At 71.1% G+C, this 17,904-nt stretch carries 15 protein-coding genes; 9 read left to right on the top strand and 6 right to left on the bottom strand.

Going from position 1 to position 17,904, the window contains the following annotated elements:
- Nucleotides 1-119: 119 nt before the first annotated feature.
- A complete protein-coding gene (locus HZB25_03480) occupies nt 120-1,304 on the bottom strand; it encodes a hypothetical protein (GenBank protein ID MBI5836286.1) in 1,185 nt (394 codons plus the stop codon).
- Between the two features lie 327 nt (nt 1,305-1,631).
- Here HZB25_03480 and HZB25_03475 point away from each other — a divergent pair, with 327 nt between their 5' ends.
- Genes HZB25_03475 through aspS form a run of 5 tightly spaced genes read left to right on the top strand, consistent with a single transcriptional unit; the run spans nt 1,632 to nt 6,726 of the window.
- Nucleotides 1,632-2,093 (top strand): PTS sugar transporter subunit IIA, encoded by a 462-nt coding sequence (locus tag HZB25_03475; protein MBI5836285.1) that lies wholly within the window; start codon nt 1,632-1,634, stop codon nt 2,091-2,093.
- A 55-nt stretch (nt 2,094-2,148) separates the two neighbouring features.
- Nucleotides 2,149-3,129: a tetratricopeptide repeat protein gene (locus HZB25_03470; protein MBI5836284.1), complete on the top strand. Its 981-nt coding sequence runs from the start codon at nt 2,149-2,151 to the stop codon at nt 3,127-3,129.
- Nucleotides 3,126-3,599, top strand: coding sequence for a VanZ family protein (locus HZB25_03465; protein MBI5836283.1), 474 nt, complete (start codon nt 3,126-3,128; stop codon nt 3,597-3,599). Before HZB25_03470 ends, HZB25_03465 begins: the two co-directional genes overlap by 4 nt.
- Nucleotides 3,596-4,948 (top strand): histidine--tRNA ligase, encoded by a 1,353-nt coding sequence (locus tag HZB25_03460; GenBank protein ID MBI5836282.1) that lies wholly within the window; start codon nt 3,596-3,598, stop codon nt 4,946-4,948. Before HZB25_03465 ends, HZB25_03460 begins: the two co-directional genes overlap by 4 nt.
- Nucleotides 4,945-6,726 carry an aspartate--tRNA ligase gene (aspS, locus tag HZB25_03455; GenBank protein ID MBI5836281.1) on the top strand — a complete coding sequence of 594 codons (1,782 nt, stop codon included), beginning with the start codon at nt 4,945-4,947 and terminating at the stop codon, nt 6,724-6,726. Before HZB25_03460 ends, aspS begins: the two co-directional genes overlap by 4 nt.
- 32 nt (nt 6,727-6,758) lie before the next feature.
- Here aspS and HZB25_03450 read toward each other — a convergent pair whose 3' ends face one another.
- Genes HZB25_03450 through HZB25_03440 form a run of 3 tightly spaced genes read right to left on the bottom strand, consistent with a single transcriptional unit; the run spans nt 6,759 to nt 10,599 of the window.
- The gene (locus HZB25_03450; protein ID MBI5836280.1) at nt 6,759-8,219 is read right to left on the bottom strand and encodes a hypothetical protein; all 1,461 of its coding nucleotides are present in this window, start codon (nt 8,217-8,219) and stop codon (nt 6,759-6,761) included.
- Nucleotides 8,216-9,517, bottom strand: coding sequence for an NAD(P)/FAD-dependent oxidoreductase (locus HZB25_03445; protein MBI5836279.1), 1,302 nt, complete (start codon nt 9,515-9,517; stop codon nt 8,216-8,218). Before HZB25_03445 ends, HZB25_03450 begins: the two co-directional genes overlap by 4 nt.
- Before the next feature lie 29 nt (nt 9,518-9,546).
- On the bottom strand, nt 9,547-10,599 hold the full coding sequence (locus HZB25_03440; GenBank protein MBI5836278.1) for a mechanosensitive ion channel family protein: 1,053 nt from the start codon (nt 10,597-10,599) through the stop codon (nt 9,547-9,549).
- A 333-nt stretch (nt 10,600-10,932) separates the two neighbouring features.
- On the opposite strand from HZB25_03440, the gene HZB25_03435 reads away from it, so the two are divergent.
- The 3 genes from HZB25_03435 (at nt 10,933) to HZB25_03425 (ending at nt 12,773) form a co-directional block, all read left to right on the top strand.
- A complete protein-coding gene (locus tag HZB25_03435; GenBank protein ID MBI5836277.1) occupies nt 10,933-11,658 on the top strand; it encodes a DUF433 domain-containing protein in 726 nt (241 codons plus the stop codon).
- On the top strand, nt 11,615-12,091 hold the full coding sequence (locus tag HZB25_03430) for a DUF5615 family PIN-like protein (protein ID MBI5836276.1): 477 nt from the start codon (nt 11,615-11,617) through the stop codon (nt 12,089-12,091). Before HZB25_03435 ends, HZB25_03430 begins: the two co-directional genes overlap by 44 nt.
- Nucleotides 12,092-12,266: 175 nt before the next feature.
- Nucleotides 12,267-12,773: an MgtC/SapB family protein gene (locus tag HZB25_03425; GenBank protein MBI5836275.1), complete on the top strand. Its 507-nt coding sequence runs from the start codon at nt 12,267-12,269 to the stop codon at nt 12,771-12,773.
- On the opposite strand, the gene HZB25_03420 is transcribed toward HZB25_03425, so the two are convergent.
- Entirely contained in the window at nt 12,770-13,747 is a 978-nt protein-coding gene (locus tag HZB25_03420; protein MBI5836274.1) for a TIGR01777 family protein, read from the bottom strand. The genes HZB25_03425 and HZB25_03420 overlap by 4 nt on opposite strands.
- 202 nt (nt 13,748-13,949) lie before the next feature.
- Here HZB25_03420 and HZB25_03415 point away from each other — a divergent pair, with 202 nt between their 5' ends.
- Nucleotides 13,950-16,280, top strand: coding sequence for a PAS domain S-box protein (locus HZB25_03415; protein ID MBI5836273.1), 2,331 nt, complete (start codon nt 13,950-13,952; stop codon nt 16,278-16,280).
- Here the strand turns inward: HZB25_03415 and HZB25_03410 are convergent.
- Nucleotides 16,277-17,902, bottom strand: coding sequence for an O-antigen ligase family protein (locus HZB25_03410; GenBank protein ID MBI5836272.1), 1,626 nt, complete (start codon nt 17,900-17,902; stop codon nt 16,277-16,279). The two genes, HZB25_03415 and HZB25_03410, sit on opposite strands and share 4 nt — an antisense overlap.
- Between the last annotated feature and the right edge of the window lie 2 nt (nt 17,903-17,904).

Here is a 17,904-nt window from a genome sequence, read left to right as displayed (position 1 = left end):
AACTCCATGACCGGCTTCAGGATGGCCGATCCGGGGTCAAACAGTCGGAGGGTCGGCCGATGCCCCGGCCGACCCCCCGCTCTTCTTGCTCCCGGCCTCGCCGGGCGGCCCCAATCCGGCTACTTCAGGAAGAACGAGGAGTGGTTCTCCTCCACGATGTGCGCGTTGGTCTCCAGGCGGGAGCTGCTGCCCCGCAGCACCACCGTGGGGTACACCAGCTCGCGCCGCAGCACCGCCTCCACCAGCCCCGGCGCCAGCTCGGACATCTGGTTGCGCGCCACCGTGAACCGGCCGTTGTCCAGGGTCTGGATCTGGAAGGTGTGCCCGGCGGAGTCGGTGAGGCGCAGGCTCAGGACCACCTCCACGCACACCGAGTCCGGGCTGGACGCGCAGCCGGGGCCGTTCAGCACCTCGGTGCCCGGGCTCCTCGCGAAGCGCACCGCGTCCCCCATGCCGCCGCTCCACTGCAGGTCGAGGTCGATGTTCTTGCTCACCTGGTCGCGGTTGTTGGGGTAGGTGAGGACCAGCTCATTCTGCGGTCCGGGCAGGTCCAGCACCGAGCCCATGACCTGCGAGCGCGGGTCGCGCTCGGGTCCGGTGGTGGAGACCTCGAATACGCTGGGGATCTTGAACAGCAGCGAGCCGCTGTAGTTCTGGCCCGTGGGGGTGTGGTTCTCGATCATGGCGGTGCCGCCGATGGTCACGTTCCCGGCGCGCAGCAGCGTGTTGTCGGCGTCGTTGTTGGTGAACCAGGCCCGCGCGGAGTCCGAGTTGGCCGAGATGGAGCCGCCCAGCGACCGGGTGATGTGATAGATCCACACGAACGCGGTCACGTCGCGCGGCGGGGCGCGCTTCAGCGTCACCTTGAGCGTGGCGGTGGCCAGCGTGTCGTTGGTGGTCCCGGTCTGGACCACGTACACCGTGATGGGCACGTAGCGGGTCAGGTTGTCGTTGGTGCCCTCGAGGTAGAAGAAGTTGGACGGGTCGCCCAGCCGGACGGTGTTGAGCAGGAAGATGACGTCCGTGTTCGCCGACCAGTAGTACGTCCAGGTGCTGCTGGAGGTGTCGGCCCCGGTGGAGGTCAGCACCTGGACCCGCAGGTCCATGCCCGCGCCGAAGGGCACGGCGATGGAGTCCGGGGCTCCCACCGCGGGGATCACGTGCGCGGTCAGCGCGAGCGTGCCCCGCGCCTTCGACGGGCTGGCGCCTTCGGGCGCGAGCAGAGCACCGGGCTGCTTGCTGCAGCCCGTAACGACAAGCACCAGGAGCAGCAACCCCAGGGCCCCGAGACGTGCGCCTTTCACCCTCAACCCTCCACGGCGCCCCCGGTACTGGACCGGTGCGCGCCAGCATCCCGCCGCGCCCGGGCCGGGCGCGCGGTGGTCCTTTGAGTCCAAAAACAGAAATGCGGATGCCGGTAGACCCTGCCTGAAGGGGTTCCGGCAGCCACAGTGGCGTCAGTATAGAGTTCGGTCCGCCGCGGGGTCAAGGCCCGAGGGAGAATCCGCTTGACGCTCTCCCGCGGTCTGCTATGCTGCCCTCGCAACATCAACTGCCATGCTGACTTGGGGCTTTCTTGAGGTCAGGTCGGCTTTTTTCTATCCCGCCTCCGGGCGCCTCGCAGGGGTCGCATGCTTTCGGAACTTCTGAATGTCCGGGCCATCCGGATCCCGCTGCAGGCCAGTGGCAAGGACGAGGCCATCCGGGAGTTGGTGGAGGTGCTCGAGACCGCCCACGGACTGAAGACCGAGGGCGACATCCTGAGCCGGGTGGTGCGCCGCGAGAGCATGATGTCCACCGGGATCGGGAACGGAGTCGCGATACCCCACGGCAAGTCCCGCCTGGTGGAGAGCCTGGTGGCCGCGTGCGGCGTCTCGCCCGAGGGACTGGATTTCGACTCGGTGGACGGCGAGCCCGCCGCCCTGTTCATCCTGCTGGTGTCGCCGGAGAACGTGCGCGGGCCGCACGTGAAGGCCCTGGCCAATATTTCCCGCCTGATGAAGGAGGAAACGGTCCGCGCCGCGCTGCGCGGCGCCCCCGACGCCGAGTCCTTCATGCAGGTGCTCCGGGACGCCGAAGGCCGCTTTCTGTAGCCCGGGCGTTCCCGGGCCGACCCCACTCCCGCGCCCGACGCGGCGGGGAACCACGATGATTTGCCCCCGGTGTCAGACGATCAACCCCGACGCGCACCGCTACTGCCGAGAGTGCGGCACGCGGCTGGCCGAGCGTGGCCCCATGCGCGGCACGCTGCGCGAGCGGCTGTACCACGCCATCGCCCTGCTCAACCAGGGCGACCTGGGAGGGGCGCGGGCGGAGTTCCTGCGCTGCGTGGAGCTCGACCCCGGCCACGCCATGGCGCGCTACTACCTGGGGCAGACGTACTTCCTGGAAGGCAAGCTGGACGAGGCGCGCGCCAGCCTGGAGCACGCGCTGGGCCTGGAGGCCTCGCTGGCCAACGCCGAAGTGCTGCTGGGGCAGCTCTCGGAAATCGAGATCCGCAACATGGAGGCCCTGGCGCACTTCCGCCGCGCCCACCACGCCAACCCGTCGTGCGGACTGGCGCTCTACCACGCGGCCGACCTGCTGCGGCGCTCCAAGCAGTACCGCGAGGCCCTGGACGTGTACCGGGCGCTGCACGAGGCCGACCCGGAGGACATCGCCCCGCGCTACTACATGGCGCAGGTGGAGGAGGAGCGGGGGCACCCGGATCGCGCCAAGGAGATCCTGCGCGAGATCACCTCGGAGCACCCCCGGTTCCCCGCCGGGCACCGCGCGCTGGGCGACGTCCTGCGCCGCCACGGGGACAAGGACGGCGCCGCCGAGTGCTACGCGCGCTTCGCCGCGGTGGCCCCGCAGCAGGCCGAGGCGCACCTGAAGCTGGGCGCGGTGCTGGCCGACCTGGGCCAGTTGGAGCGCGCCCGCGCGGAGTTGTCCCGCGCGCTGGAGCTGCGCGAGGACCTGGCCGAGGCGCACTACGAGCTGGGCGTGCTGCAGTACACCGAGTTCGGTGACCCCGAGGATGCGGTGCGCCACCTGGAGCGCGCGGTGGAGCTCAACCCCGGCGACGCCACGGCCCGCCTGATCCTGAACGAGCTGAAGTTCCTGACGCTGGGAGGCGCCACCGAGTGAACCCCGAAAACGTGCCTGCGGGCCCGCCGCCGCTGCTCGACCGACCCATGTTCACTCCCGGGCCCCGGAGCGCCTTTCGCCAGGTGGTGTTCTACTGGGTGCCGGTGCTGGCATACGTCAGCGCCATCTTCTACGTCTCGTCGCTCAGCAGCCCTCCGTCGCCGCTGACTTTCGAGCATGCGGACAAGCTGGAGCACTTCGCCGAGTACCTGCTGCTGGGCCTGCTGCTGGGCCGCGCCCTGCGCCAGTCGGTGGCACCGTTCTCGCCGGTGGCCGCGGTGGTGATGACGGTGGCCCTGGTGATGATGGTGGCGGCCGCGGACGAGTACTACCAGATGTTCGTTCCCGGGCGGGAGTGTGACGTGTTCGACTGGCTCACGGACTCCTCCGCCGGCGTGGTCTCGCAGGTGATGTTGTGGCAATTGTGGTTCCGCCTCGGCAGGGACCGGAACAGGAAGGTCCTGGCATGACGGACAGGCAGCGGGGAGAGGGGGCGGAGGGAGGCCCGGCCCCGGGCGCGGGTGCCCCGGGCGGAGGCGCTCCGGCCGGCGCCGCGCCGAAGGGCGCGAAGCGGGAGAAGATCCAGGCCCCGCGCGGCACGCACGACATCCTGCCGCCCGGGAGCGGGCGGTGGGCCGCGATGGAGCGCCGCACGCAGGACCTGATGCGCCGCTTCGGCTTCGAGGAGATCCGCACCCCGGTCTTCGAGGAGCTGAAGCTGTTCGTGCGCGGCGTGGGCGAGGGCTCCGACATCGTGCGCAAGGAAATGTACGACTTCAAGGACAAGGGCGGACGCGACCTCGCGCTGCGCCCGGAGGGCACCGCCTCGGTGGCGCGCGCGGCCGTGGAGCACGGCCTGCTGCAGCCCGGCCGGGTGGTGAAGCTCTGGTACCAGGGCCCCATGTTTCGCTACGACCGCCCCGCCGCGGGCCGCTACCGCCAGTTCCACCAGATGGGGGTGGAGGTGCTGGGCAGCGCCTCACCGCTGGCGGACCTCGAGGCCATCCAGGTGTTCTGGGCCTGGCTCATGGAACTGGGACTCACCGGGCTCACGCTCAAGCTCAACAGCGTGGGCTGCCCGGTGTGCCGGCCGGTCTACCGCGAGCGGCTGCGCGAGTTTCTGGCGCCGCGCCTGGAGCGGCTGTGCGGCGACTGCCGCGAGCGCTACGAGCGCAACCCGATGCGCGTCCTGGACTGCAAGGTGCCGTCCTGCCGGGAGCAACTGGCGGGCGCGCCCGCGATCCTGGACTCGCTGGGCGAGGAATGCCGCACCCACTTCGACGAGCTGCGCGCCCACCTGGACTCCGTGGGCCTGCCCCACGTGATTGACACCGGCCTGGTGCGCGGCCTGGACTACTACACCAAGACCGCCTTCGAGGTGCACGACGACGCGCTCGGCGCGCAGAGCGCGGTGGGCGGCGGCGGGCGCTACGACGGACTGGTCGAGGAAGTCGGCGGGCCGCCCACGCCCGGCGTGGGCTTCTCCACCGGCCTGGAGCGGGTGCTGCTCTCGATGGAGGCCGGCGGCTCCGTGGCGCTGGCCCCGGTGAGCCGGCCCGAGTACTTCGTCGCCACCGTGGACGCCGCAGCCCGCCCCGAGGCCCTGCGCCTGCTGGCCGCGCTGCGGGCGCGCCACTGGGCGGAGGCGGACCTCTCCGGCTCCAGCCTCAAGGCGCAGTTTCGCCGTGCCGACTCGCTGAAGGCCGCGAAGGTGGTGGTGCTGGGCCCGGAGGAGATCGCGCGCGGGGTCGCCCGGGTGAAAGACATGGATACCCACGAAGAGAAGGAAGTCCCACTGGAGGAATTGAGGGCACGATGAGCCTGAAGCTGGAGAACCTGGGAAGCCGGCGCCGCACCCACACCTGCGGGGAGCTGCGTCCCGAGCACGCCGGGCAGCGCGTGACCCTGACCGGATGGGTGCACCGCGTGCGCGACCACGGCGGCGTGGTGTTCGTGGACCTGCGCGACCGCTTCGGGCTGACCCAGGTGGTGTTCCGGCCCGAGCCCTCCGCGGAGCTGGCCGCGGCCGCGCAGGAGCTGCGCACCGAGTTCGTGGTGGTGGTGGAAGGGCAGGCGGGGATGCGCCCCGCGAACATGGTCAACGAGCACCTGGCCACCGGCGCGGTGGAGGTGGTGGCCACCGCGCTGGGACTGCTCAACGCCTCCGAGACGCCGCCCTTCGCGGTGGAGGACGACACCGACGTCAACGAGGACCTGCGCCTGCGCTACCGCTACCTGGACCTGCGGCGGCATTCGCTGGCGGGCGTGCTGGAGCTGCGCCACCGCGCGGTGGCCGCGGTGCGCGAGAACCTGAACTCGCAGGGCTTTCTCGAGATCGAGACCCCGATGCTGGTCAAGCCCACGCCCGAGGGCGCGCGCGACTTCGTGGTGCCCTCGCGGCTGCACCCGGGCAAGTTCTACGCGCTGCCGCAGTCCCCGCAGCTGTACAAGCAGATCCTGATGGTCTCGGGCATGGACCGTTACTACCAGATCGCGCGCTGCCTGCGCGACGAGAACCTGCGCGCCGACCGCCAGCCGGAGCACACCCAGATTGACATGGAGATGAGCTTCGTCGGGGAGGAGGACGTGTTCCGCGTCATCGAGGGGATGGTGCGGCACGTGTTCGGCAAGGTGCTGGGCGTGGACGTGCCCGTGCCGTTCCTGCGCCTCACCTACGCCGAGGCCATGGACCGCTTCGGCACCGACAAGCCGGACCTGCGCTTCGGCCTGGAGCTCCAGGACCTCACCGCGCAGGCCTCCCGCTCGGAGATGCGCGCGTTCCAGGAAGTGGCCGCCGCGGGCGGCCGGGTGAAGGCGCTGGTGGTGCCCGGGGGTGCTGCGCGCACCCGCAAGGAGATTGACGGCTGGGAGGTGGTGGCCAGGGAGCTGGGCGCGAAGGGGCTGGGATGGGCGCGGGTCGCGGGGGCGTGGGACGGCGGCGTGAGCAAGTTCTTCCCCGCCGGGCTGCAACAGGAGACCGCCGCCGCGGCGGGGGCCGCCGAGGGCGACCTGCTGCTGCTGGTGGCCGGCCCCATGCCGGTGGCCGCCCGGGCGCTGGGCGCGGTGCGCACGCTGCTGGGCCGCGAGCTGGGCCTGAAGCGCGACGACTTCCGCTTCGCCTGGGTGCGCGAGTTCCCGCTCTTCGAGTGGGACGAAGAGCACCAGCGCTGGGCGGCGATGCACCACATGTTCACCATGCCGCTCGAGGAGGACCTCCCCAGGCTGGAGACCGACCCCGGCGCGGTGCGCGGCCAGCTCTACGACCTGGTGTGCAACGGCACCGAGCTGGCGTCGGGCTCCATCCGGATCCATCGCCGCGACATCCAGGAGCGGGTGATGAAGGTGGTGGGCCTGGGCATGGAGGAGGCCATGCGCAAGTTCGGCTTCCTGCTCGAGGCGTTCCAGTACGGCGCCCCGCCGCACGGCGGCATCGCGCCCGGCGTGGACCGCCTGATCATGCTGATGGCCGGCCGCGACAGCATCCGCGACACCATCGCGTTCCCCAAGACCACCAGCATGGCCTGCCCCATGGACGGCTCGCCGGCCGAGGTGGAGCCGCAGGACCTGCGCGACCTCCGGATCCGCATCGAGCCGTAATTCCTCGCCGCCCTCTGCCGGGGGTCGTGCGCTCAGCCCCCGTATTTCTTCATTCCCGGCGGCGGGGTCTCGCCGTGCTCGGGGACCTTGTACTCCTTCGCGAGGTCCAGCGGCACGGCGCCCGGGGCATCCCAGCTGCGGCGGAACACCTCGCGCGCCTGCAGGGCCAGGCGGACGCTCTTCAGCGTCACGGCCACGTTGCGCGAGCGGTGGAAGTAGTCCGGCTCCCAGTTGCTCGTGCCCACCCAGGTCCACACCGAGTCCGCCACCACGTACTTGCAGTGCTCCACGCGGGCGAAGGGGATGTACCCGCCGCTCCACTGCGGCACCGTGGAGATCCGCACCTCGATGTTGGGCACGCGGGCGAGGCTCTTGAGGGCCTCGATCTCGCGCGGGCCGGTGCCCCAGTCGGAAATCAGCATCTTCACCTTCACGCCGCGCTCCGCGGCGCGCCGCAGGGCCTCGTCCAGCGTGGAATCCGACTGGCCGCGGCCCGCGGTGGAGTAGGTGAGCAGCTGCAGCACGATCTCCTCGTCGGCGGCGTCCAGCATGCGCTCGATGGCGTCGCGGTCCCACAGCGTGGAATCGGGCAGCAGGCCGCGGGGGCTGTAGCTGGGCATCAGCGCCAGCGTGTCGCCCGGGGTCGGCACCATGCGGAAGGGGAAGCGGTACCACGGCTGGTCGGTGACGCCGGAGCGCAGCCTCGCCGGGTCCGGCCTGGGGTTGGGCTCGCCGCGTTCCCAGTCCTGCTCGAACAGGTCCTGGAACACCCGCGCCGTGCGCATCTCCGCGATCCAGACTCCCAGCTCGTGGATGTGCTTGAGCGCCCGCCAGTCCAGGTTCTGGCTGCCCAGGAACACCCGCCGCTCGTCCACCACGAAGTACTTGGCATGCAGCACGCCGCCGCCGTACTTCGACATGTCCAGCTCGCGCACCTCGATGTTGAGCAGCTTCGCCAGCGAGTCCGCCGGCATGGGGTAGGTGCGGTGCATGCGCGCGTCGAGCAGGATGCGCACCCGCACCCCGCGCTGCCCCGCGCGCACGATCTCGCGGACCACGTCCTGCAGCGGCTCGCCCGGCCAGTCGGAGAAGTAGAACTCGGCCAGGTCCAGCCGCCACCGCGCGGTGCGGATCGCCTCCACCCACACCTCGTGGGCGGAGCGCAGCATGGGGAAGCCCAGCCCCGACTCCACCGGGACGGTCTCCACCAGCTCCGCCTGCTGCTCGATGACCGGGGTCACCTCGGTGAGCAGCTTCGGCGCGTGGGGATTGGGTGGCGGTGCGGGATCCGGGGTGGGGGTGGGCGTGGCGGTGGCCAGGACGGCGGTGGCCGTCCTGGCTGGCGGGGGTGCGGTGGCTGCTCCGGTCGTCCCGCGTGTGGTGGCTGTTCCGGCCGTCCCGGGTGCGGTGGCCGCCGACGCGGCGACGGCCAGCGCCAGCCAGGACGCGAGGGGACACACGGCGCGGAGCGCGAGGCGCAGGTTCATCTTCATCGGGGAGTCTCCTTCCATTCGCCCGTGATGAGCCGGGCGCCGCGCTGGAATGTCGCGTACGCCCAGGCCCATTCGATCATCACCAGGATCCGGTTGCGGAACCCGATCAGCATCACGATGTGCAGCAGCACCCAGGCCAGCCAGGCCGCCAGGCCGGCGAGCTTCACCCTCCCGATCACCGCCACCGCGGCGCGACGGCCGATGGTGGCCATGGTGCCGCGGTCCACGTAGCGGAAAGCCCGCGTGGGGCGCCCGCCCAGGCGCAGCCAGGCGTTCTCCGCGGCCACCCCGCCCTGCTGGAGCGCCACCGGGGCCAGCCCCGGAAGCGGACTCTCCCCGGGATGGGCGAAGCAGGCCAGGTCGCCGGCCACGAACACCTCCGGGTGTCCGGGAACGGAGAGGTCCTGCTCCACCATCACGCGCCCGGAACGGTCCAGCGGCGCGCCCAGCGAGCGCGCCAGCGGGGAGGCCGCCACGCCGGCGGCCCACAGCACCGTGCGCGCTCGCAGCACGCCCGGGACGAACCCGCCGGGCCCGGGGGTGTCCGCGCCATGCCCGAACGAGTGCGCGGCCTTCCCGGGCTCCGCCAGCTCCACCTCCCCCTCGTCGATCCGCGTCACCATCGTGCCCGTGAGCACCTCCACTCCCCGGTGCTCCAGGTCCGCGCGGGCCCGCTCGCCGAGGACCGTCGGGAACGCCGGGACCAGGTGCGGACCGCCCTCCACCAGCACCACGCGCGCCTGCGCGGGGTCAATGGCCCGGAAGTCGCGCGCCAGCGTCTGGCGCGAGATTTCAGCCAACGCCCCGGCCAGCTCCACCCCGGTGGCTCCGCCGCCGACCACCACGAACGTGAGCAGCGCGCGGCGCTCCGTCTCGTCCTCGCAGCGCTCCGCGCGCTCGAAGGCGGTGAGGATGCGCCGGCGGATCTCCAGGGCGTCCTCGAGGCCCTTGAGCCCCGGGGCGCGCCCCGCCCACTCGTCGTGGCCGAAGTAGGCGTGCGTCGCGCCGGCCGCCAGCACCAGCGTGTCGTAGCCCAGCGCGCCATCGGCCAGGCGGACCGTGCGCGCCGCGACGTCCACCTCGCGCGCCTCCGCCAGCAGCACGCTCACGTTGCGCTCGCGGCGCAGGATGGCGCGCAGCGGCGTGGCGATGTCGGCGGGAGAGAGCCCCGCGGTGGCCACCTGGTAGAGCAGCGGCTGGAACAGGTGATAGTTGTTGCGGTCCACCAGCGTGACGCGCGCCCCGCGGCGCGCCAGCACCCGCGCCGCGCGCAGGCCGGCGAACCCGCCGCCCACGATCACGGCGTGCGGCGGCCGGCCGGGGCCGCTCACGGCCCGGCCCGTTGCACCACCGGCGCCGCCGGGTTCGCCATGCGCACGCCCGCGGCGCGGAAACTCTCCAGGATGCCCCGGTTCAGCCGGTCGGCCGCCGTCAGCCGGTCCTCGAAGCTGGCCACGCGGCAGATCAGCAGCAGGCGCGGCAGCGAGTCCTCGAGCCCGCGCAGGAACACCGATGGCGCGGGATCCGTGAGGATGGCCGCGTCGCGCGCCGCCTCCAGCATCAGCCGGCGCGCCTGCTCCACGTCGGCGTCCGCGGCCAGCGCCACCTGCACCTGCAGCACCGACTGCGCGTTGGGCAGGCTCAGGTTGGTCACCGTGGTCTTGACCAGCGTGGAGTTGGGCACGATCAGCATGTGATGGTCCAGGGTCAGGATGCGCGTGCTGCGCAGCCCGATCTCCTGCACGTCGCCGGTCTCGCCGGTGGCCAGCACCACCCGGTCGCCCACGCGGAAGGGCCGGTCCACCAGGATGGCGAACCCGCCGAACATGTTGGCCAGCGTCTCCTGCAGCGCCAGGCCGATGGCCAGGCTGCCAACGCCAAGGGTCACCAGGATGGAGCGGATCTCGATGTGAAAGTGGTCCAGGGCCACCAGCAGCCCCAGGCCCAGCAGCGCCAGCCGTCCCAGGCGGTCGGCGAACGGGATCATCTCCGCGGCCAGCTTCTCGTCGCCGCACCCCTGCGCCCCGCGCTGCGCGTAGGAGCGCAGCGCGGCGCCGAGCACCTTGCCCGCAAGGTGCGTGACCAGCATGACGCTGATCACGTAGAGCACGCCGTCGAGGGCCTGCAGCAGGCCGAAGCGGTAGCGGTGAAGCGCCAGGTACACGCCCACCAGCGACACCAGCCACGCGGTGGGGTGCAGCGCGCCCACCAGCACGTCGTAGGCCAGCGGGCTGTCGGCGCGCCGCAGCAGCCGCCCGCCCACGCGGCGGCCCAGCCACACCAGCAGGCGCCCGGAGAGCCACGCGCCCGCGACGATCAGGGCGGTGAGCAGCACCTCGTGCCAGTTCCAGCCGCGCATGGATTCCAGGAACTTCGTCATTCCGACCCTCCGGGGGCCATCTTCCGGGGAAGGGGCGGAGTGCGTCAATGGGCTGGGGCCAGCGGAGGTGGAGCCGCCGCGAATCGAGTTCGGCGTGAGCGTCGTCTTGGGGGAAGTTCGACATTGACGCCGTAACTGCACAAATGTATAGTATGCTTGGGATCGGGGTTCTGGCATAAGGTGGCGCAGTTGTCGGGTCGGCTCATTGGCAGGCCCGGGCTGATTTTCGGCCCTGTGGTGCGGCACCGATCACGCACAGTGGACTGCGAACCTCGCTTTGGGAGTACTTGCAGAGGTGAGGTTCTCTCCGAAGCTTGGAGGGAGATTCTGGCAATGAGGAACGAAGGGCGAAGTCTCTACGGGGGCCTCAATCCAAGGGACGTTCCGGTCTACGGCATCGCTGAGGCCGCAGGATACCTGGGCATCCCGGTCTCCACTCTGAGATCGTGGACCGTGGGGCAGCACTACAGGCGTGATGGCGAGTGGAGGGACTTCAATCCGATCATCGGGATTCCGAGGACCGGAGAGAACTTGCTTTCCTTCACTAACATATGTGAGGCCCATGTCTGTGACGCGCTCAGGCGCGTCCACGATATTCCTTTCCAGCGCATTCGATCGGCCATTCACCACTTGAGGGAGTGGTTCCCGGAACGTACCCATCCGCTGATCGAGAATAGCTTCGCCACTTCTGGAGTTGAGCTGTTCGTGGAACGCGCGAGCAGCCTCATTAATCTGACCCAGCCCGGTCAGGTGGCAATTCGCGAGATCCTGAATCTGTACCTGAAGCGCGTCGAGTTTGACGAGCAAGGCCTGGCACACAGACTGTTCCCCTTCACTTGGAGAACCGAGAGACCCACGGATTCCCCTCGCGTGGTCGTGCTGGACCCGTGCATCCTGTTTGGGCGCCCCGCCCTGGTGGGAAGTAGAATCGCAACTTCAATCGTGTATGAGCGCTGGGCCGCCGGGGAGTCCGTACAGACTCTGGCTGCGGACTACTGCAGAGAAGTGCAAGAGATTGAAGAAGCGCTCCGCTGCGAGCAATACCAGCAAGCCGCTTGAAGGCTTCACCTTCCTCGTGGAGGAGTCGCTCGGGAGACGCGTGGCCGAGCAACTCCGTTCCGCCGGGTTCGACGTGGTGTGCCAAATCGAAAGCACGCGTACCGGGATTCCGGACGAGGAAGTATTCAAACTCGCTTCGGAGAATCGCTGGGTCGTGCTGAGCAAGGACTCAAGAACACGCTACCGGACGATCGAGAGGCAGGCGATCGCAGACTTCCGGCTGGCTGTCTTTCAACTGGCTCACGGGAACCTGACCGCGCAGGAGATGGCGGACGCCTTCATAGCTGCACGCTCCTTGATGGGACGCATTCTCCGCAGTTCGCCCCCTCCATTCGTCGTTGGGCTCAACAGGCACGGGAAGAAGACGCGGTTTCTCTCCGGCAGCAGGCTGATTGAGGGCAAGGGGGGAGCCGGGCGGCACCGGACTCCCTGAGGCGCTTGCGCAATCTTCCGCCGCGGACCGCATGCGCCACCGCGGTTCCCATTGACGCCGGGCGGGGCGGGGCGCAGAGTGTGCCTGTCCCGGACGGATCCGGGACGCGGATCCGCCCCGCGCGCCCTGCGCCGCCGGCCCGCGCACTGCTGTCCCACGGCATGGAGAACCACGGATGTTCGCGGATTTCTGGGAAATCACCTGGCCGCTGCTGCTCTCGATCTTCCTCGGTGGCCTGGTGGGCTGGGAGCGCGAGCGCGCCAACAAGCCGGCGGGCATCCGCACCCACGCGCTGGTCTCGCTGGGCTCGTGCATGTTCCTGCTCATCGCCACCGAGGGGCCCCGGCTGTGGGTGCGCCATCACAACCTCTCGATGCAGTTCTCTGTGGATCCCACGCGGCTCGCACAGGGCGTGGTGACCGGGGTGGGCTTCCTGGGAGCGGGCGCGATCATGCAGTCGGGCTTCTCGGTGCACGGGCTGACCACGGCGGCCACCATCTGGCTGGTGTGCGCGGCCGGGGCGTCGGTGGGATCGGGGCTGTGGGAGCTGGGGCTGTCCGGCACGGTGTGCGCGCTCATCGTGCTGCGGGGGATGCGCTTCCTGGAGCGACCGGGCTCGCGCAAGACCCACGCCAACGGCGGCACCGCCCCCCCGGGCCCGGACCACGAGGAACGGGTCTAGGAGTCCCCGGCCAGCGCGGCGTCCAGCCCCGGGAGCCGGAAGTCGTACCCCGCGGCCTCCAGCCGCGCCGGGCGCACCCGGGCGCTGGCCAGCAGCAGCCCGTCGGCCATCCCCCCCAGCGCCAGCCGCAGCGCGAACGCCGGAACCGCGAACCCCGCCGGGCGGCGCAGCGCCGCGGCCAGGGCCCGCGTGAACTCCGCGTTGGTGACGGCCTGCGGCGCGACGGCGTTCACCGGCCCGCGCAGCGAGTCGTCGGTCAAGGCGCGCCGGATCACTTCCAGCAGGTCCTCCATCGCGATCCACGGCATGTATTGGCCGCCGCCGCCCAGCCGGCCTCCCAGGCCCAGCCGGAACAGCGGGATCAGCCGCGGCAGCATGCCGCCTGCGGACGTGAGCACCACGCCGGTGCGCAGGGAGACCACGCGGATGCCGGCGCGCCCGGCGGGCCCGCAGGCGGCCTCCCAGTCGCGGCACAGTTCCGCCATGAACCCCTGGCCCGGCGGGCTGTCCTCGGTGAGCCACTCCGCGCCCCGGTCGCCGTAGTAGCCGACCGCGGAGGCGCACACCATGACGCGCGGCGGATGGGCCAGCCCGGCCAGGCGCCCCGCCAGCAGACGGGTCCCGTCCACGCGGCTGGAGCGGATCCGCCGGCGGCGCTCCGCGGTCCAGCGCCCCGCCGAGATGTTCTCGCCGGCCAGGTGCACCACGGCGTCGAGGCCTTCCAGCGCGGGTCCATCCAGTTCGCCGCGCTCCGGATCCCAGGGCAGGAAGCCCGCGGCCGGTGGGCCGCCGCGGTCACGGCCCAGGGCCGTCACGCTCGCTCCCGCGGCCGCGAGTCGCGCACACACCCGCGAGCCCACCAGGCCGGACGCGCCGCTCACCAGCACGCGCGGATTCCCGGCGTGTTCCTCCCGGGCCGTGGGTGCTTCCCCCGGGTGGCCGTCGGGGGTGGGGTCTGCGTGGGACGGATCCATGCCCGGGATCATAGTCGCCCCGGGGAGACGGTGTCGAAGCACCGTGCGCATGGTATGCTCATGCGATTCCACCCGGCCGGGAACGACGCTCCCGGGCCTCCCGGCCCGCCGCATCCGCGGCGCGGCCGGCATCCCTCCGGGCCCTGCGGTCCGGATCCCCCCGCGGTCAGCACGCGGCATCCTGTCCTCCCGGAGACCTGTAATGGTGCCATCCGGAAGCCCGGAACTCCCGGAATCCCGCCGGCCCCAATCCGCGTCGCAGGCGGAGATCCTGCTGGGCCACGCCCCCTTCGGTGCGGCGCTGCTCGACCTCGAGCTCCGCTACACCTACATCAACCCCCTCCTGGCGGCCATCAACGGCGTCCCGGCGGCCGACCACCTGGGGCGCACCCCCGGGGAAGTCATCCCCGAGCTGGCCCCGATCGTGGAACCGAACCTCCGCCGCACCCTGGAGACCCGCACCCCGGTGCTGGGCCAGGTCATCCGGTGCGAGGCCCCCGGCCGGCCCGGCGAGCCGCGGGCGTGGTCCATGAACTGCTACCCGCTCTTCAACGAGGCCCGCGAGGTGACCGGCGTGGGCTGCGCCGTGGGCGATGTGACCGAGCGGCTCGCGGCCCAGGACATCCTGCAGCAGAGCGAGGAACGGCTGCGGCTGGTGGTGCGCGCCACCAACGACGCGGTGTGGGACCAGGACCTGTCCACGCGGGTGGTGTGGTGGGGCGAGGGCCTGGCCACGCTGTTCGGCTACGCCCCGGAGGAGAACGCGCTGCCCACGTCGTGGTTCTACGAGCGGGTCCACCCGGACGACCGGATGCGCGTGCGCATGGGAATCCGCGCCGCGGTGATGGATGGCGGAACGCGCTGGGACGACGAGTTCGGATTCCTCAAGCGCGACGGCTCCTATGCGCGCGTGGCCGGCCGCGGGACGGTGCTCCGCGACTCCAGCGGCACGCCCCGGCGCATGATCGGCGCCCTGCAGGACATCACCGCCCGGTTGCTGGCGGAGGAACGCCTGGCCGCGGTGGAGTCGCGCTACCGGGTGCTGGTGGAACAGTCCATGGCCGGGATCTACATCATCCAGGACGGGCGGTTCGCGTATGTGAACCCCAAGCTGGCCGAGATCTTCGGCACCACTCCGGGGGAGATGGTGGACACCCTCACCGTGGGCGAAGTGGTGCACGAGGAGGACCGCGCGAAGGTGCTGGAGAACATCCGCCGGCGCGTGGAGGGCGAAACGCGGAGCGCGCACTACAGCTTCCGCATCGTCCGCCGCGACGGCCAGGTGCGCGTCGCGGAGGTCCACGGCTCCAGGACCATCTACAACGGCCGCGCCGCGGTGATCGGCCTGCTCATGGATGTCACCGAGCAGCGCCGGATGGAGGAACAGCTCCGCCAGACGCAGAAGATGGAGGCCGTCGGCCGCCTGGCCGGCGGGGTGGCGCACGACTTCAACAACCTGCTCACGGTCATCAGCGGCTACTCCGAGCTGCTGCTGGAGCGCATGGGCGCCGCCGACCCGCTGCTGCACGACGTGGAGGAGATCCGCCGCGCCGCCCAGCGGGCCGCGGCCATGACCCGCCAGCTGCTCGCGTTCAGCCGGCAACAGGTGCTCACGCCGCGGGTGCTGGACGTCGGCGAGGTGGTGGCGGGCATGGAACGCATGCTGCGCCGGCTGATCGTGGAGCACGTGGTGCTCACCTGCACCACCGGCCCGGGCCTGTGGCCGGTCCGGGTGGACCCGGGCCAGATGGAGCAGGTGGTGCTCAACCTGGCGCTCAACGCCCGCGACGCCATGTCCGGCGGCGGCCGGCTCACCCTGGAGGCCGCCAACGTGGACCTGTCCGAGGGGCACCCCGGGCTGCGCATCGCCGCCCCGGCGGGCCCCTACGTGGCGCTGCGCGTGCGCGACACCGGGGCGGGCATGGACCCCGCCACCCTGGAACACATGTTCGAACCGTTCTTCACCACGCGGGGCCCCGGCCAGGGCACGGGCCTGGGGGCGTCCACGGTGTTCGGGATCGTGGAGCAGAGCGGCGGCACGCTGGAGGTGGAGAGCGCGCCGGGCAGGGGGACCACCGTCACGGTGTACCTTCCGCGCTGCCCGGACCCGGTGGAGCCGGGCCGCGGCGGGGGAGACGCGGCCGTCGCGGGCGGGTCCGAGACGATCCTGCTGGCGGAGGACGAGGAGCAGGTGCGGCACCTGGCGGCCGCGGTGCTCCGCGAGGCGGGCTACGCGGTGATCGAGTCCGCGGACGGCGACGAGGCGTTCGCCCGCGCGGCGGAGGGGCTGCGGATTGACGCGGTGGTCTCGGACGTGGTGATGCCCGGCACGGGCGGGCCGGAGCTGGTGCGGCGGCTGCGCGCGTCGCGGCCGGGGCTGCGGGCCCTGTACGTGTCCGGCTATTCCGCGGACGCGGTGGTGCAGGGCTGGGAACCGGGGCCGGGCACGCGGGCGCTGCAGAAGCCCTTCCACACCGAGGCCCTGGTGCGCGCGGTGCGCGAGTTGCTCGACGGCCCGGAAGCGACGGCCTAGGCGGGGCCCATGATCTTGCGAGTCCTGCCCGGCCCGGGCGCAGGCAGGCCCGCGCCCGGCACGGGTTCCGCTCCGGGAGCGGCGCCCGCCACTCCTGCCGCACCGGGCACGCCCGCCGCACCGGCCAAAGCCGCCGAACCCGCCACACCTGGGACACCCGCCGGGATCCCCGCCGCCTCGCGCGCCCGCGCGTCGTGCCTGGCGATGGCCCACACCGCCGACGTGAGCCCCATGAGCAGCCAGGTGAACTGGAAGTAGATCGGGTTGCGGCCGAAGTCGATCTTGGCCTGGTCCACCATGAATACCAGCCACGACACGTGCAGCGCGGTGAGCAGGCCGGGCACGAAGTCGCCGCTCATGTAGGGCCCTCGGTATCGGCCGGTGGCGAAGAAGCAGGTGAGGAACGCCGCCACGTAGCCCACCAGGCCGGTCAGCCCGATGGTCACCCACAGGAACAGGTAGCCGTTGTGCGGCCAGTAGTACCTCGTCAGCCCGCTGCCGGAGGTGAACTGCGGCCCATGGCCCAGGAAGATGTGCTCCTGGGCCCGCTTCCACGATTGGGTCCAGGTGAAGGCGCGCGAGTCGGGCAGGCCCTTCTCGAGCTTGGTGCGCTCCAGTCGCTCGAACAGCGACTCCATGCGGAACATACTGGGCAGCACCACCCCGATTCCCGCGAGCAGGACCAGCACGGTGGCGAAGCCGGTGACGGTCTTCACCACGCCCAGCTCCTTGCGCAACATCCAGGCCAGGTAGGCGAGGCCCAGGATCAGGCTCACGAAGCCGCCGCGGGTCACGGTGGCGAACTGCGAGAACACGGTCAGGCCCAGCACCACGCCCCAGAACATCCGGCCCCCGCGGGGCGAGCGCAGCCACAGGAACAGCACCAGCGGGATGGTCACGGCGCAGTACTCCGAGAGCAGCTCGAAGTCGCGGAAGGGCCCGCCGGTGCGCACCCCGAAGCGGGCGTTGAGGAACGTGGTGCGCTCCGAGATCAGCCATCCGGGGAGGAACGCCCGGCCCGGGAAGAGCACCTCGTAGACGGCCACAAAGTGGATCAGGATCGAGGAGATCCCGAAGAAGTACAGCGTCCGTCGCAGCGATCTCTCGTCGGTGACGAAGTTGACCACCATGAAGTACAGCATCAGGCACGAGAGCACGTCGAACAGGATGCCGATGCTGCCCTGCAGGTGCTCCTCGGTCTGGATGGAATAGGTGGACAGCAGGTAGCCCAGGATGATCAGCGGGAACACCGGTGTCAGCAGCCCGCGGAAGGTCATCTTCAGTTCGCCGGTGGTGACGCGCACCGCCCACACCACCGCGATCACGAAGAGAATCAGGGTGTTGGTGCTGCCCACGCTGGTGAATGTCGGGTAGGGGTACACCACCAGGAAGAACGCGAGACTCTGGTAGATGCTCAGGCGGAAGGCGAGGTAGAGCAGCAGCGCGCCCGCAGCGGACTGGATGACGCGCCGCTCGGGCCTCTGGATGAGCAGGCCGATGTAGTACGCCGCGCCCAGCAGGGCGGCGACGGGAATGATCTTCGTCCACCAGCGGCCACTGCCGGGGTGATGCCGGACCGGCAGCCGGGGCTGGGGGGGGGTCGGCGCGGTGCTGGGCTTCATCG

The sequence above is a fragment of the Candidatus Eisenbacteria bacterium genome (assembly GCA_016235265.1).
Lineage (GTDB): Bacteria > Eisenbacteria > RBG-16-71-46 > RBG-16-71-46 > JACRLI01 > JACRLI01.
This window is presented reverse-complemented; position numbering and strand designations above follow the sequence as displayed.

Bases quoted from the DNA above. Each gene is read 5' to 3' on its own strand.
- HZB25_03475 (MBI5836285.1), top strand. From the start codon at position 1,632: ATGCTTTCGGAACTTCTGAATGTCCGGGCCATCCGGATCCCGCTGCAG.
- HZB25_03470 (MBI5836284.1), top strand. From the start codon at position 2,149: ATGATTTGCCCCCGGTGTCAGACGATCAACCCCGACGCGCACCGCTAC.
- HZB25_03460 (MBI5836282.1), top strand. From the start codon at position 3,596: ATGACGGACAGGCAGCGGGGAGAGGGGGCGGAGGGAGGCCCGGCCCCG.
- aspS (MBI5836281.1), top strand. From the start codon at position 4,945: ATGAGCCTGAAGCTGGAGAACCTGGGAAGCCGGCGCCGCACCCACACC.
- HZB25_03450 (MBI5836280.1), bottom strand. From the start codon at position 8,219: ATGAAGATGAACCTGCGCCTCGCGCTCCGCGCCGTGTGTCCCCTCGCG.
- HZB25_03440 (MBI5836278.1), bottom strand. From the start codon at position 10,599: ATGACGAAGTTCCTGGAATCCATGCGCGGCTGGAACTGGCACGAGGTG.
- HZB25_03435 (MBI5836277.1), top strand. From the start codon at position 10,933: ATGAGGAACGAAGGGCGAAGTCTCTACGGGGGCCTCAATCCAAGGGAC.
- HZB25_03425 (MBI5836275.1), top strand. From the start codon at position 12,267: ATGTTCGCGGATTTCTGGGAAATCACCTGGCCGCTGCTGCTCTCGATC.
- HZB25_03420 (MBI5836274.1), bottom strand. From the start codon at position 13,747: ATGGATCCGTCCCACGCAGACCCCACCCCCGACGGCCACCCGGGGGAA.
- HZB25_03415 (MBI5836273.1), top strand. From the start codon at position 13,950: ATGGTGCCATCCGGAAGCCCGGAACTCCCGGAATCCCGCCGGCCCCAA.
- HZB25_03410 (MBI5836272.1), bottom strand. From the start codon at position 17,902: ATGAAGCCCAGCACCGCGCCGACCCCCCCCCAGCCCCGGCTGCCGGTC.